At 73.2% G+C, this 14,314-nt stretch carries 12 protein-coding genes; 10 read left to right on the top strand and 2 right to left on the bottom strand.

The genetic code is table 11. The features are described from left to right. Nucleotides 1-1,600: 1,600 nt before the first annotated feature. The gene (locus tag J8M51_RS12895) at nt 1,601-2,425 is read left to right on the top strand and encodes a hypothetical protein (RefSeq protein WP_267299170.1); all 825 of its coding nucleotides are present in this window, start codon (nt 1,601-1,603) and stop codon (nt 2,423-2,425) included. Continuing rightward, complete coding sequence (mycP, locus tag J8M51_RS12890) at nt 2,422-3,636, top strand: type VII secretion-associated serine protease mycosin (protein ID WP_267299169.1); 1,215 nt, start codon at nt 2,422-2,424, stop codon at nt 3,634-3,636. The genes J8M51_RS12895 and mycP overlap by 4 nt, the downstream gene beginning before the upstream one ends. Before the next feature lie 59 nt (nt 3,637-3,695). On the opposite strand, the gene J8M51_RS12885 is transcribed toward mycP, so the two are convergent. Continuing rightward, nucleotides 3,696-4,736 (bottom strand): class A beta-lactamase-related serine hydrolase, encoded by a 1,041-nt coding sequence (locus tag J8M51_RS12885; protein ID WP_267299168.1) that lies wholly within the window; start codon nt 4,734-4,736, stop codon nt 3,696-3,698. 181 nt (nt 4,737-4,917) lie between these two features. On the opposite strand from J8M51_RS12885, the gene J8M51_RS12880 reads away from it, so the two are divergent. After that, nucleotides 4,918-5,646 (top strand): SseB family protein, encoded by a 729-nt coding sequence (locus J8M51_RS12880; protein WP_086764132.1) that lies wholly within the window; start codon nt 4,918-4,920, stop codon nt 5,644-5,646. Nucleotides 5,647-5,914: 268 nt separating this feature from the next. Here the strand turns inward: J8M51_RS12880 and J8M51_RS12875 are convergent, their stop codons facing one another. Then, entirely contained in the window at nt 5,915-6,271 is a 357-nt protein-coding gene (locus tag J8M51_RS12875) for a DUF1844 domain-containing protein (RefSeq protein WP_086758342.1), read from the bottom strand. A gap of 343 nt (nt 6,272-6,614) precedes the next feature. On the opposite strand from J8M51_RS12875, the gene infC reads away from it, so the two are divergent. The 7 genes from infC (at nt 6,615) to pheT (ending at nt 14,279) form a co-directional block, all read left to right on the top strand. Continuing rightward, complete coding sequence (infC, locus tag J8M51_RS12870) at nt 6,615-7,334, top strand: translation initiation factor IF-3 (RefSeq protein ID WP_179203223.1); 720 nt, start codon at nt 6,615-6,617, stop codon at nt 7,332-7,334. Nucleotides 7,335-7,465: 131 nt separating this feature from the next. Beyond that, complete coding sequence (rpmI, locus tag J8M51_RS12865; RefSeq protein ID WP_003977225.1) at nt 7,466-7,660, top strand: 50S ribosomal protein L35; 195 nt, start codon at nt 7,466-7,468, stop codon at nt 7,658-7,660. Nucleotides 7,661-7,761: 101 nt separating this feature from the next. Next, the gene (gene rplT, locus J8M51_RS12860) at nt 7,762-8,145 is read left to right on the top strand and encodes a 50S ribosomal protein L20 (RefSeq protein WP_057580434.1); all 384 of its coding nucleotides are present in this window, start codon (nt 7,762-7,764) and stop codon (nt 8,143-8,145) included. Between the two features lie 336 nt (nt 8,146-8,481). Next, a complete protein-coding gene (locus J8M51_RS12855) occupies nt 8,482-9,327 on the top strand; it encodes a TrmH family RNA methyltransferase (RefSeq protein ID WP_267299167.1) in 846 nt (281 codons plus the stop codon). Between the two features lie 53 nt (nt 9,328-9,380). After that, the gene (locus tag J8M51_RS12850) at nt 9,381-10,517 is read left to right on the top strand and encodes a sensor histidine kinase (protein WP_216589332.1); all 1,137 of its coding nucleotides are present in this window, start codon (nt 9,381-9,383) and stop codon (nt 10,515-10,517) included. A gap of 127 nt (nt 10,518-10,644) precedes the next feature. After that, nucleotides 10,645-11,766 (top strand): phenylalanine--tRNA ligase subunit alpha, encoded by a 1,122-nt coding sequence (gene pheS / locus J8M51_RS12845; protein ID WP_086756261.1) that lies wholly within the window; start codon nt 10,645-10,647, stop codon nt 11,764-11,766. Continuing rightward, the gene (gene pheT / locus J8M51_RS12840) at nt 11,766-14,279 is read left to right on the top strand and encodes a phenylalanine--tRNA ligase subunit beta (protein ID WP_086756260.1); all 2,514 of its coding nucleotides are present in this window, start codon (nt 11,766-11,768) and stop codon (nt 14,277-14,279) included. Before pheS ends, pheT begins: the two co-directional genes overlap by 1 nt. The last annotated feature ends 35 nt before the right edge of the window (nt 14,280-14,314 follow it).

The raw sequence follows: 14,314 nt of genomic DNA, 5'->3' as shown, positions 1-14,314 counted from the left end.
CGGCACGGGACGAGGAAACGGGGGGTGCATGAGCACGGAAGCGCGCCGCGCCTCCCACCCCCCACGCCCACCGGCCCCGCCCCGCCCGTCCATACCGCCGACCCACGAGGACCCGTCGCCCGCGACACCGGACGCCACGGCGCCGGGGTCGGGATCAGGGTCCGCGACCCCGGGCGTCTCCGCCGGGAGCGCGGCGCCGGGCCCGTCCGCCCCGGGTGCGCCCGTGCCCCCTGGCTCGTTCGGTTCCGGGCCGACGGAGGAGCCCACGGCGCTGCCGCCCCGCCCGGATCGCGCGCCCCGGGCAGGGACGGGTCCGACCGTGCCGCGCCGTCCGCAGCGGCCCCCGACGGCGGGTGTGCCGGCCCGGGCCGGCACACCGCCCCGCCCGTCCTCGGCGCCGGGCGCGCCCCAGGACGTACGGCACCCGGGCACGGCGGATCTGCCGAACACCCCGGAGAACAACCGGAGTTCGGGCAGCGCGGGCCCCGAGCGCGCCTCCGCCGCGGACGCCGGCACCACCCTGCGTCGCGCCGAACACCCGCGCTTCTCCGACTTCCGGCGCACCACGAGCCAGAGCGGCGGCACCACGGCCACTCCGCCTCCGCCGGCCGCCTCCGCCCGCTTCCCGGACGCCCCACCCGCGGCCTGGACCCGTCTGCTGAAGACACCCCCGCCGACCGCGACCCGCTTCCCGGACGGCCGCCCGAACCCCCACCGCCCGGACGACACCCCGCCCGCCCGCCGCCCGGACGACACTCCGCCCGCGGGTTCGCCGCGTTTCCCGGGCGGTGCGCCGAGCGCCGGTCGTTCGGATGGCACGCCGCCCGGGGGTTCGCCGCGTGTTTCGGGCGGTGCGCCGAGTGTGCGGCGCCCGGCCGGTCCGTCGCCTGCCGGTCGCCGGGATGACACTCCGCCCGGGGGTTCGCCGCGTTTCCCGGGTGGTGCGCCGGGTGCCGGTCGTTCGGATGACACTCCGCCCGCGGGTTCGCCACGCTTCCCCGGTGGTGCGCCGGGTGCTGGTCGTTCGGACGGCACGCCCCCCGCGGGTTCGCCGCGTTTCCCTGGTGGTGCGCCGGGTGCCGGTCGTTCGGATGGCACGCCGCCCGCGGGTTCGCCGCGCTTCCCCGGTGGTGCGCCGGGCGCTCGTCGCCCCGCCGACACGCCGCCCCCGGCCTCGGCCCGCTTCCCCGATGCCCCGCCCTCCGCGCGGGACGCCGGGCGGCGTGCGGGGGCCGCGCCGTCCTCGGGGGCGCGGTCCGCCGAATCGGCCCCGCCCCTGGGCGAGCGCTCCTCCCGGCCCGCCGGGACAGCCGGTGGCGGTGGAACAGGACGGTCCCCGGAGCCGGCCGCCGACAGCCGCCGGTCCCGTTCGTCCGGTACTTCCGTCAGCGGGCACTCGCCCCGCCCGGCAGACCCGCCCCCGCCCCCGGCCGCGCCTCCTCGTCGTCCGCTGTCCGAGGAGACGGGGCCCGAAGGGACGCCTCGGCCACGGCCGCTCACGCCTGAGAGGCCCGGGGGCTGGCAGCCGCCGACGTGGGCGTCGCGGCGGTCCGCCGAGGCGCTCGACGGTGTTCTCGGGGCGTCGTCCGGGCGGCCCTTCGTGACGTTCGCGCAGCCGGACACCTCGCCCTGGACACCGCCCGAGCCGTACGCCGGACGACGCAGGCCACGGCCCACCAAGGCGCGCGCGGCGACCGTCGCCGTGTGCGTGGTGCTCGGCGTCGGCCTCATCGGCGGCGCGGCGGCCGGGAGCTGGCTCACCGGCGACTCCGGCACCGACACCTCCCGCGACACCTTCGCGGCGGCCGGCCAACTGTGGCACGACGTACCCGTCGACGACCTGTTCCCGCCCACCGTCCGGGGCGAGGGCGCCGGCCCCGGCGGCACCGACCGCACCTGGACCCGTATCGCCGTCGCGCCCGACAGCGGCTGCGCCGACGCCTTCGACCCGTTGCTGCGCAAGGCCCTCGCCCCCGCCGGCTGTCTGCGGCTGCTGCGCGCCACCTACACCGACGCCACCCAGAGCAACATCACCACCGTCGGCCTGATGTTCACCAAGACCGACGCCGCCGCCATGACCGCGCTCAGGAACCGCTTCACCAAGGACGGCCTCGACCGCCGTACCGACCTGATGCCCCGCCCGTACGCCGCCGAGGACACCGTCGCCGCCGGCTTCGGCGACGGCCAGCGGGCCTCCTGGACGATCTCCGTCCTCACCGACGTACCCGTCGTCGTCTACGCCGTCTCCGGCTTCGCCGACGGCCGTACCGTCACCGAACCACAGCCCGCCGAGGAGGCGATGAGGGCAGGCGCCACCACCGCCCCCGCCCAGTCCGGCCTCGGTCACGAGGCGAAGGGCCTCGCCGACCGCGTCGAACGCGGTCTGCGCAGGACCGCCGCGTCCGCCACGGAGCAGCCTTCATGAACGCCGAGGAAAGCCGGCCCGCCCGGCGCACCCACCGCCCCCTGGGCCTCGCCCTCCTCGCCGTCCCCCTGGCCGCCTCCCTCGCCCTGCTGCCCTCCACCGCGGCGCACGCCGACAGCATCCGGGACCAGCAGTGGGCACTGGACGCGATGCGCACACAGGAGGCGTGGCGTACGACGAAGGGCGCCGGGATCACCGTCGCCGTCCTGGACACGGGTGTGGACGACGAGCACCCGGACCTGGCCGGCAACATCCTGCCGACGAAGGACATGGTCGGCTTCGGGGCCTCGCGCGGCAACCGCGCCTGGGCCCGGCACGGCACCGCCATGGCCGGGATCATCGCCGGCCACGGACACGGCGCGAACAACTCCGAAGGCGTCCTCGGCATCGCCCCCGAGGCGAGGATCCTCCCCGTCCGCGTCATCCTCGAAGACGGCGACCCCTCCCGCTCCAAGGCCCGCAGCACCCGCGGCAACGCCCTCGCCGAGGGCATCCGCTGGGCCGCCGACCAGGACGTCGACGTCATCAACCTCTCCCTCGGCGACGACTCCGAGTCGGCCCACCCGGAACCCTCCGAGGACGCCGCCGTCCAGTACGCCCTGGCGAAGGGCTCGATCGTCGTCGCCTCCGCAGGCAACGGCGGCGAGAAGGGCGACCACATCTCGTACCCGGCGGCCTACCCGGGCGTCATCGCGGTGACCGCCGTCGACGAGGACGGCGACCGCGCCCCGTTCTCCACCCGCCGCTGGTACGCCACCGTCAGCGCCCCCGGCATGGACGTCGTCATCGCCGACCCGGACCGCAAGTACTACGAGGGCTGGGGCACCAGCGCCGCCGCGGCCTTCGTGTCCGGCGCCGCCGCCCTCATCAAGGCGGCCCACCCGGATCTGACCCCCGCCCAGGTCAAGCGCCTCCTGGAGGGGACCGCCCGCGAGACCCCGGCCGGCGGTCGCGACGACTCCCGCGGCTTCGGCTTCGTCGACCCGGCCGCCGCGATCGAGGAGGGCGGCCGGCTCACCTCCGACGACCTCAAGACGGCGTCGTACGGCGGCAAGTACTTCGGCTCCGGCCCGGACCCGGTCGAGGAGGAGGACCCCATCGCCGGCTGGGCCGCCCCCGCCGCGGGCGGTCTCGGTGTGTTCCTGCTGGTGACCGCCGTGGCCATCTGGCGCGGCCGGGGCCGCGGGCGCCCCGACGAGTACGTCATCTGATCCGCCCCGGACCGGACCCTTCTGTGCCGGACACGGCCCAGGACCGGCCCGGGAATGGCCTAGGAGCGCGTGGCGGCACCGGCCGCCGCCGTCACCTCCGCCACGCCCTCCGCGTCCGTCGTGCCCGCCGTGTCCTCGAACACCGAGACGGCGGCCCTCGCCGCCGCCTCGACCAGCGTGATCCCCTTCGCCTTCGTCGTGCTGCCGTCGGACACCACCGCGACCAGGTACGCGCGTCCGTCCACCGTGACCCGGCCGACGCTGTTGATGTCCCACAGCCCGGTGGCGGTACGCGGCAGCCACCCGTTCTTCAGCGCGAACCCGGACCCCCCGGCCCCACCCGTCGCCGCCGCCGAGACACCCCAGTCCTGCCCCTCCGCGACCGACCCCATCAGCTCCTGGACGTACGCCCGTGAGGCAGCGCTCAGCTCGGAGGAGTCGTCGTCCCCGAACACCTGCTGGAGCAGGGCGAGTTGATCGGCGGCCGTGGTCTGGGTCAGGCCCCAGTAGAGCCCGTCGCCGCCCTCGGTGCCGGTCAGACCGAACCGCTCGTTCGCCGCGTCGAGACCGTCCGCCTGCCCGATGGCCCTCCACAGGGCCGTCGCGGAGGCGTTGTCGCTGTCGCGGATCATCGCGGAGGCGTACGTCCTCTCCTGCGCGGTGAGCCGCCGGCCCGCGTCCTGCGCCCGGAGCAGCAACGCCGCCAGGATGTCCGCCTTCACGATGCTCGCGGTGTCGAACCGGGCGTCCCCGTACACCGCCGAGTCCCCGGACGCCACGTCGAGCACGGCCACGGACACCGCCGCCCCGTCCTCGACCGTCACCTCCGCGAGCGCCGTCGCCAGCAGCCCGTCGTGGTCGGCCTCGGGCACCGCCACAGGTTCCACCGCAGCCTCCTCAGTGACCACCGGCGAGGGCGCCGACGACGCGGACGACGCCGACGACGATACGGCGGAACCCCCGCCGTCCTGTGCCTGGGCCCTCATGAACACCGTCCCGGCGGCCGTGCCGCCCACCAGGACGGCGGCGGCGAGCGCGAGGCGGACGAGCGGACGGCGCCCCGACGTACGGGCGCGGCGACGGGCTCTCGGAGAAGGCATGCGGCGATGGTTGTGCGCCGCGCTGTGGGTGTGGTTAGGCGATTGTTAGATGCTTGTCAGGGAACGCTGAGAAAACCGTGAGTGATGTGACCGCCACGTTTCCGGCCGCCGAACGCCCGGCTGGACGTCCCGCCGAACGCCCGGCCGAACGTCCGCGACAGGACCGATAGGGTCGACGACCGTGGCGAACAAGAACATCCCCGACCCCGGCTTCTCCGACGACGACGGCTCCGCCGACCCCCGGCTGAGCGCCGCGCTCACCGACTGGGCCGCCGACCGGACCGCCGTGGGCCCCGTCCTCGAAGCCCTCGGCGGCGCCCGGCTGCTGGTGCCCGTCGTGGCCGTGCTCGGCGAGGTCGAGGTGGACGAGAACGGTCTGCGCCGCGAGAAGACCAGCGACATGGCCGTCCCCACCCTGAAGGCCGGCGGCCGCACCGCCCTGCCCGCCTTCACCTCCACCGACTCGCTGGCGCTCTGGGACCCGGCGGCCCGCCCCGTCGCCGTACCGCTGCACCAGGCGCTCCAGGCCGCCGCGCACGAGAAGGCGGACACGGTCGTCCTGGACCTGGCCGGACCGGTGCCGTTCGAGCTGACCGGCCCCGGGCTGCTCGCCCTCGCCGAGGGACGTACGACCACGGACCCGCTGGCCGACCCGGCGGTGATCGAGGCGGTGCGCGCCGCCGTCGCCGCCGTGGGCGCGGTGGAGCGGGCGTACCTCGGACCCGGCCAGGGGGACGGCACCCTCGCCCTGGTCCTGCACCCCGGCATGCCGGACGACGCGAGCGTCCACGCGGTCGCCCGACGCCTCGCCGCCGACGACACACTGCGGGCCCGCCTGGTGCGCGGCCTCGACCTGGCACTGCTGCCGGCCGGGGCGACGCCTCCGGGCGAGCCCTTGTACGTGCGGTGAGCGGCCAGGTCGTGTCCGGCCTAGGGCCTGTCTTCAAATTCCCGCCTGCCCCGCGACGCCATGCACGCTCCCCCACTCTCGGCTTCGCTCGAGCGGGAGGTACCCCCACCGCCGCACCGGGCCCTGACCCGAGTACGTCCAGTACGCGGGTCAGGGCCCGGCACGCCGAGAGCACGCTCCCCCAGTCTCGGCTTCGCTCGACCGGGAGGTACCCCCACGACGCCGCGGGGCCGCCCTTCGGGCGACGACGGGAATTTGAAGACAGGCCCTAGCCGTAGACCGGACCCGTGTACTTCTCGCCCGGGCCCTGGCCCGGCTCGTCCGGGACGACGGAGGCCTCGCGGAACGCCAGCTGCAGTGACTTCAGGCCGTCGCGCAGCGGGGCCGCGTGGAAGGAGCTGATCTCGGTCGCGGACGCGTCCAGCAGACCGGCGAGGGCGGTGACCAGCTTGCGGGCCTCGTCCAGGTCCTTGTACTTGTCGCCCTCCTCGGTCAGACCGAGCTTCACCGCGGCGGCGCTCATCAGATTGACGGCGACCGTCACGATCACCTCGACCGCGGGGACCTCGGCGATGTCGCGGGTCATCGAGTCGAAGTCGGGGCTCTCAGGAGGGGTGTCACTCATGCCCCACACGATAGGCCCCGGCGCGCACGCCCCGACCTGCGGGAGCCGCCGCACCCCGATTGGCACGTCAGGTTTGAACCCGGTATGGTTGTTTCCACGACCGGCTGGACACCTGTGTGCCCGGCCCGCAAGTGGAGGCTCCGAACTCCCACCTGATCGTCCTTCGGGACGGCAGGTCACCGGTCAGGCGGCCCCCACCGTTCCGTACGGACGGTGGAGTCGTCCGATACTGCGCCCCGCGGGACACCCGCGGCGGTGCTCCGGCAGCATATGGAGCCCCGCCTGTGTCCTGTCCGGGGCATTTTTCATGCGCCGCGATGGTTGGTCCTGATGTCAACCAGACATGACGCGGCGGTCCGCCAGACCGTCGTGTTGGTGCTACCGAGGAGGATCCATCAGCGCCGAGCCCCGCATCAACGACCGGATTCGCGTTCCCGAGGTGCGACTTGTCGGTCCCAGCGGCGAGCAGGTCGGGATTGTTCCGCTTGCCAAGGCCCTGGAGCTTGCGCAGGAGTACGACCTCGACCTGGTCGAGGTGGCCGCGAACGCACGTCCGCCGGTCTGCAAGCTCATGGACTACGGGAAGTTCAAGTACGAGTCGGCCATGAAGGCCCGTGAGGCGCGCAAGAACCAGGCGCACACGGTCATCAAGGAGATGAAGCTCCGGCCGAAGATCGACCCGCACGACTACGACACCAAAAAGGGTCACGTCGTCCGGTTCCTCAAGCAGGGCGACAAGGTCAAGATCACGATCATGTTCCGTGGTCGCGAGCAGTCCCGGCCCGAGCTGGGCTACCGACTGCTGCAGCGTCTCGCCTCGGACGTCGAGGACCTCGGGTTCGTCGAGTCGAACCCGAAGCAGGACGGCCGAAACATGATCATGGTTCTCGGTCCGCACAAGAAGAAGACCGAGGCGATGGCCGAGGCCCGGCAGGCGCAGGAAGCCCGGAAGGCGGAAGCGAAGGCCAACCCCGGCAAGTCGCAGAACGCCGCCGAGACCGAGCACTCCGACGCCGAGCACGTCGAAGCCGAGGCGCCGGCCGAGGAGCCTGCCGAGGCGTAAGTCCCCGGGACGCGAGTCCGGGGGAAGCCCTGGACACAACTCCAGGGTGTCAACCGAAAGAAATGACGTTCCGTCGTGCCCGGTTTCACGACCGGGCACCGGAGCGCCACTGACGAGGAGAGAACGGCGCTATGCCGAAGAACAAGTCGCACAGCGGTGCCAGCAAGCGCTTCAAGATCACCGGCTCCGGCAAGGTGCTCCGTGAGCGCGCCGGCAAGCGCCACCTGCTCGAGCACAAGTCGTCCCGCGTGACGCGTCGCCTCACCGGCAACGCCGAGATGGCCCCGGGCGACGCCGCGAAGATCAAGAAGCTTCTCGGCAAGTGACGTACGCGGCGCCCCTCGTGAGCGCCGTACGTCAGGACCGGGACCCCATCGATTCCGGGTCGTGTGACGACAACCACGGCCCCGCTACAAGGAGTTAAAAAGTGGCACGCGTCAAGCGGGCGGTAAACGCCCACAAGAAGCGCCGGGCGATCCTCGAGGCGGCCTCCGGCTACCGCGGTCAGCGTTCGCGCCTGTACCGCAAGGCCAAGGAGCAGGTCACCCACTCGCTGGTCTACAACTACAACGACCGCAAGAAGCGCAAGGGCGACTTCCGTCAGCTGTGGATCCAGCGCATCAACGCCGCTGCCCGCCAGAACGGCATGACGTACAACCGCCTCATCCAGGGTCTGAAGGCCGCGAACATCGAGGTCGACCGCAAGATCCTCGCGGAGCTGGCCGTCAACGACGCGACCGCCTTCGCGGCGCTCGTCGAGGTCGCGCAGAAGGCGCTGCCGGCGGACGTCAACGCGCCCAAGGCGGCGTGACGCTCGCGCTGGCCTGAGCCGTGTGAGATGTGACCCGGACCCGCAGGTGCTTGCCGCCTGCGGGTCCGGGTGTTTTGGGTGCGTTGTCGGGTGCGGGTCCGGTGGGGCTTCTCGCGCAGTTCCCCGCGCCCCTGAAAGACCAGGCCCCTGCGGGCCTGGAAGACCAGGTCCCCGCGGCCTGGAAGGCGACCGGCGGCGGGCCTGAAAAGCACGGGGCGCAGCCCCTGCTTTTCAGGGGCGCGGGGAACTGCGCGAGAAGCCCCACGGACCCGCACCCGCTGACGCACCGAACCCCCCGAGCTCTCCGACCCAAGACCCAAGACCCAAAGGTGACCCATGCCCCCCGCCCCCGAGTTGATCTCCCCCCGGTCCGCCCGCGTCGCCGCCGCCCGGCGGCTGGCGAGGCGGAACTTCCGGGGGAAGGACCGGCTGTTCCTGGCGGAGGGCCCGCAGGCCGTCCGGGAGGCCACCGGGCGCGCGGACACCTTGACCGAGCTGTTCACCACGGTCGACGCCGCGGAGCGCTACACCGAGATCCTCGACGCGGCCCGCGCCGCCGGCGCCCGGGTGCACCTCGCCGACGAGGCGGTCATCGCCGACATCTCGACGACCGTCACCCCGCAGGGCCTCGTCGGGATCTGCCGGTTCCTGGACACCCCGTTCGACGAGATCCTCGCCGCCCGGCCGAAGCTCGTCGCCGTGCTCGCCCATGTCCGCGACCCCGGGAACGCCGGCACCGTACTGCGCTGCGCGGACGCCGCCGGGGCCGAGGCGGTCGTGTTCACCGACGCGTCCGTGGACCTGTACAACCCCAAGGCCGTCCGCGCCTCCGTCGGGTCGCTGTTCCATCTGCCGGTGGCGGTCGGCGTCCCCGTCGAGGAGGCCGTCGCGGGGCTCAGGGGCGTCGGTGTACGCGTCCTCGCCGCCGACGGCGCGGGCCGGGACGACCTCGACGACGAGTTGGACAAGGGCACCATGGGCGGGCCCACGGCCTGGGTGTTCGGGAACGAGGCGTGGGGGCTGCCCGAGGAGACGAGGGCGCTTGCCGACGCGGTCGTCCGGGTGCCGATCCACGGAAAGGCCGAGAGCCTGAACCTGGCGACCGCCGCCGCCGTATGTCTCTATGCGTCCGCCCGTGCACAGCGCGCCTTCGGAGGGTGCCGCACCGTCACGCCCAGCTAGTAGGGTGACGGGCTCGGGGGCCCACTGCACAACGCGAGAGGTGGGGTACGGGGATGAGGGTCGGCAGGAGCAGCACACTGGGGGCACGTGACGTGCTCGCCCCGTCCGCGGCCCGGCACGACGATCTCGCCGAGCTGGGCATCGACCCCGACGACCTCCCCGACGGACTGGTCGTGGCCGACGAGAACGGCCGGGTGATCTGCTTCAACGCCGCCGCCGCCCGGATCACCGCCACCCCCGCCGCCGACGCCCTCGGCCGCCCCCTCGAATGGGCCCTCCCGTTAGAGGACCTCGAAGGCCGCCGCTGGTGGCAGCTGACCGACCCGTACGGGGGGCTCGCCATCCGGGTCGGGCAGCCCGAGCGGAACCTGCTGCTGCCCGGGGCGCGCGAGATCCTCGTATCGGCCCGCTACGTCCGGACGGAGCCGACCGGGCCCGTCCGCCGGGTCGTCGTCTCCCTGCGGGACACCGAGGCCCGGCGCCGCACCGAGCGCAGTCACGCCGAGCTGATCGCCACCGTCGCCCATGAGCTGCGGTCGCCGCTGACCTCGGTCAAGGGGTTCACCGCCACCCTGCTCGCCAAGTGGGAGCGGTTCACGGACGACCAGAAGAAGCTGATGCTGGAGACCGTGGACGCCGACGCCAACCGCGTCACCCGGCTCATCGCCGAACTGCTCGACATCTCCCGGATCGACTCCGGGCGGCTCGAAGTGCGCAGGCAGCCCGTCGACATAGGCGCGGCCGTCGGACGGCACATCCAGGCGTACGTCGCCGCCGGGCAGCCCGCCGACCGGTTCCTGCTGCGGATCGAGCAGCCGCTGCCCGCCCTGTGGGCCGACCCGGACAAGATCGACCAGGTGCTCAGCAACCTCCTCGAAAATGCGGTGCGGCACGGCGAGGGAACCGTCACGATTGACGTCACGCCCACGGCGTCCCCCCGCGAGGGCGAGGACACCGGTACATCGGTCACGGTGAGCGACGAGGGCGCCGGCATCCCGGAGGAGTCCATGAACCGCGTCTTCACCCGCTTCTGGCGGGGCAGCAAGCGCGGCGGCACCGGTCTGGGGCTCTACATCGTCAAGGGCATCGTCGAGGCCCACGGCGGCACCATCACGGTCGGACGCGCCCCCGTCGGCGGCGCCGAGTTCCGATTTACGTTGCCCGTGGCGGCACCGGCCTACCTGGCCTGAGCACCACGGGCGCGTTCGTCCACCTCCACCCCGTTAGACTCGGCCTTTGGCACCTTTGTGTCCTGCACACGGCCCTGAGCGCCGGTCACGGGGACCTATCGCCAGCCAATCGGAAGCACGGGAAGAGATGTCGGCACCGAACAAGTCGTACGACCCTGTAGAGGTCGAGGCCCTGAAACCCGAAGAGATCGAGCGCATGCGGGACGAGGCGCTCGCCGCCTTCGCCGCCGCGGACTCACTCGACGCCCTCCAGGAGGCCAAGGTCGCCCACACCGGCGGCACCTCCCCGCTGGCCCTCGCCAACCGCGAGATCGGCGCCCTGCCCCCGCAGGCGAAGGCCGCCGCAGGCAAGCTCGTCGGCCAGGCCCGGGGCGCGGTCAACAAGGGCCTCGCCGCCCGCCAGAGCGAGCTGGAGGCCGAGCGCGACGCCCGGGTGCTGGTCGAGGAGGCCGTGGACGTCACGCTGCCGTACGACCGCGTACCGGCCGGCGCCCGCCATCCGCTCACCACCCTCTCCGAGCGCATCGAGGACGTCTTCGTGGCCATGGGCTACGAGGTCGCCGAGGGCCCCCAGGCCGAGGCCGAGTGGTTCAACTTCGACGCCCTCAACATCGGCCCGGACCACCCGGCCCGCGGCGAGGCCGACACCTTCTTCGTCCAGGGCCCGGAAGGCGGCACCGAGTCCGGTGTCGTGCTGCGCACCCACACCTCGCCCGTGCAGATCCGCTCCCTGCTCAGCCGCGAGCTGCCGGTGTACGTGATCTGCCCCGGTGTCGTGTACCGCACCGACGAGCTGGACGCCACGCACACCCCGGTCTTCCGCCAGGTCGAGTTGCTCGCCGTCGACGAGGGCCTGACCATGGCCGACCTCAAGGGCACGATGGACCACATGGTCCAGGCGCTGTTCGGGGAGGGCATGAAGACCCGGCTGCGGCCGAACTTCTTCCCGTTCACCGAGCCGTCCGCCGAGATGGACATGGTCTGCTACGTCTGCCGCGGCGAGTCCGTCGGCAACCCCGACCGCCCCTGCCGCACCTGCTCCAGCGAGGGCTGGATCGAGCTGGGCGGCTGCGGCATGGTCAACCCCAAGGTCCTCACCGCCTGCGGGGTCGACCCCGAGAAGTACAGCGGATTCGCCTTCGGGTTCGGCATCGAACGGATGCTGATGTTCCGCCACAACGTCGAAGACATGCGAGACATGGTCGAGGGTGACGTCCGGTTCACCCGGCCGTTCGGGATGGAGATCTGATGCGGGTCCCGCTTTCCTGGCTGCGGGAGTACGTCGACCTGCCGGCCACCGAGACCGGTCGTGACGTCCAGGCCAAGCTGATCTCGGCCGGTCTGGAGGTCGAGACGGTCGAGCAGCTCGGCGACGGCCTCAAGGGCCCCCTCGTCGTCGGTCAGGTGCTGACCATCGAGGAGCTGACGGAGTTCAAGAAGCCCATCCGCTTCTGCACCGTCGACGTCTCCACGGCCAACGGCACCGGTGAGCCCCAGGAGATCGTCTGCGGCGCCCGCAACTTCGCCGTCGGCGACAAGGTCGTGGTCGTCCTGCCCGGTGCCGAACTGCCCGGCGGCTTCGCCATCTCCGCCCGCAAGACGTACGGCAAGACCTCCCACGGCATGATCTGCTCCAGCGACGAGCTGGGCATGGGCGACGACGGCACCAAGGGCATCATCGTGCTGCCGCCCGAGACCGAGGTCGGCAAGGACGCGATCGAGCTGCTGGAGCTGGTCGACGAGGTCCTCGACATCGCCGTCACCGCCAACCGCGGCGACTGCCTGTCGATCCGTGGCGTCGCCCGCGAGACCGCCATCGCCTACGGTCTGCCGCTGCGCGACCCGGCGCTCCTCGACGTCCCCGGCCCCAACGCGTTCGGGTACGCCGTCCAGGTCTCGGACCCGCTCGGCTGCGACCGCTTCACGGCCCGCACCGTCACCGGGCTCGACCCCGAGACGCGCTCCCCGATCTGGCTGAAGCGCCGGCTGCAGAAGGTCGGCATGCGCCCGATCTCGCTCGCCGTCGACATCACCAACTACGTGATGATGGAGCTGGGCCAGCCGCTGCACGCCTACGACCGCTCCCTCGTCCAGGGCACCATCGGCGTGCGCCGGGCCGAGGAGGGCGAGAAGATCGTCACCCTCGACGGCGTCACGCGGAAGCTGCACGCCGAGGACCTGGTGATCACCGACGAGCGCGGGCCCATCGGCCTCGCCGGGGTCATGGGCGGCGCCGACACGGAGATCGCCGACCATGACGACCTGGAGAAGGCCTCCAGCGACGTCGTCATCGAGGCCGCCCACTTCGACCAGGTCGCCATCGCACGCACGGCCCGCCGCCACAAGCTGTCGTCGGAGGCGTCCCGCCGCTTCGAGCGCGGCGTCGACCCGCAGGCCGCCGCTGCCGCCGCCCAGCGCACCGTCGACCTGCTGGTGCTCCTCGCGGGCGGCACCGCCGACGCGGGCGTCACCGAGGTCGTCGCCCCGTCCGCGCCGCACACCATCACCGTCCCGGCGGACCACCCGGACAAGGTCGCGGGCGTCCACTACGGCCGCGAGACCGTCGTACGCCGCCTCCAGGAGGTCGGCTGCGACGTCTACGGGGCGGACGAGCTGATCGTCACCGTGCCGTCCTGGCGGCCCGACCTCACCGAGGTCAACGACCTCGCGGAGGAGGTCATCCGGCTGGAGGGCTACGAGAACCTGCCCTCCACGCTCCCCAAGCCCCCCTCGGGCCGCGGCCTCACCCACCGGCAGCGGCTGCACCGCCGCGTCGGCCGGGCGCTGGCCGGAGCCGGCTACGTCGAGGCGCCGAACTACCCGTTCATCGGCGAGCAGGTCTTCGACCAGCTCGGCCTGGACGCCGACGACCCGGCCCGCCGTGTCGTCCGGCTCACCAACCCGCTCAACGACGAGGAGCCCGCGCTCCGCACCTCGCTGCTGCCGGGCCTGCTGGGCGCGCTGCGGCGCAACGACGGCCGGGGCACGCACGACCTGGCCCTGTTCGAGACCGGGCTGGTGTTCCTCCCGCGCGAGGAGCAGCGGATCGCCGCGTCGCCGCCGGTCGACCGCCGGCCGACCGACGAGGAGATCGCGTCGCTGAACGCCGCGCTGCCCGAGCAGCCGCGCCACGTCGCCGTCGTCGTCGCCGGGGCCCGTGAGCAGGCCGGCTGGTGGGGCAAGGGGCGCGCCGCCGACTGGGCCGACACCGTCGAGGCCGGTCGCGCGGTCGCCCGCGAGGCCGGTGCCGAACTGATCGTCCGCAAGGGGCAGTACGGCCCCTGGCACCCGGGCCGGTGCGCCGAGCTCGTGGTCGTCGCGGACGGCGTCGAGCAGGTCGTCGGCCACGCCGGTGAGCTGCACCCGCGAGTCCTCAAGGCGCTCGGACTGCCGGCCCGCACCGCCGCGATGGAACTGGACCTGGACGCCCTGGAGCGGGTCGGCGACGACACCCCGCGGGCGCCCGGCATCTCCACGTTCCCCGTCGCCACGCAGGACGTCGCGCTCGTCGTCGACGCGTTCGTGCCGCACGCCGACGTGGAGGCCGCGCTGCGCGAGGGGGCGGGTGAACTGCTGGAGGGCATCCGGCTGTTCGACGTCTACGAGAACGCGGAGCAGCTCGGCGACGGGCGGAAGTCGCTGGCGTACGCGCTCCGCTTCCGGGCCGGGGACCGGACGCTGACCGTGGACGAGGCCTCGGCGGCGCGGGACGCGGCGGTTGCCCTCGCTGGCGAGCGCACCGGGGCGGTTCTGCGGAGTTAGGGCGCTTGGGGGGTGGGGGCGAACCTCCCACCCCC

It is taken from the genome of Streptomyces griseiscabiei (assembly GCF_020010925.1).
GTDB classification, from domain to species: domain Bacteria; phylum Actinomycetota; class Actinomycetes; order Streptomycetales; family Streptomycetaceae; genus Streptomyces; species Streptomyces griseiscabiei.
This window is presented reverse-complemented; position numbering and strand designations above follow the sequence as displayed.

Bases quoted from the DNA above. Each gene is read 5' to 3' on its own strand.
- pheS (WP_086756261.1), top strand. From the start codon at position 10,645: ATGTCGGCACCGAACAAGTCGTACGACCCTGTAGAGGTCGAGGCCCTG.
- J8M51_RS12875 (WP_086758342.1), bottom strand. From the start codon at position 6,271: ATGAGTGACACCCCTCCTGAGAGCCCCGACTTCGACTCGATGACCCGC.
- rpmI (WP_003977225.1), top strand. From the start codon at position 7,466: ATGCCGAAGAACAAGTCGCACAGCGGTGCCAGCAAGCGCTTCAAGATC.
- pheT (WP_086756260.1), top strand. From the start codon at position 11,766: ATGCGGGTCCCGCTTTCCTGGCTGCGGGAGTACGTCGACCTGCCGGCC.
- mycP (WP_267299169.1), top strand. From the start codon at position 2,422: ATGAACGCCGAGGAAAGCCGGCCCGCCCGGCGCACCCACCGCCCCCTG.
- infC (WP_179203223.1), top strand. From the start codon at position 6,615: ATGACGCGGCGGTCCGCCAGACCGTCGTGTTGGTGCTACCGAGGAGGA.
- J8M51_RS12850 (WP_216589332.1), top strand. From the start codon at position 9,381: ATGAGGGTCGGCAGGAGCAGCACACTGGGGGCACGTGACGTGCTCGCC.
- J8M51_RS12885 (WP_267299168.1), bottom strand. From the start codon at position 4,736: ATGCCTTCTCCGAGAGCCCGTCGCCGCGCCCGTACGTCGGGGCGCCGT.
- J8M51_RS12855 (WP_267299167.1), top strand. From the start codon at position 8,482: ATGCCCCCCGCCCCCGAGTTGATCTCCCCCCGGTCCGCCCGCGTCGCC.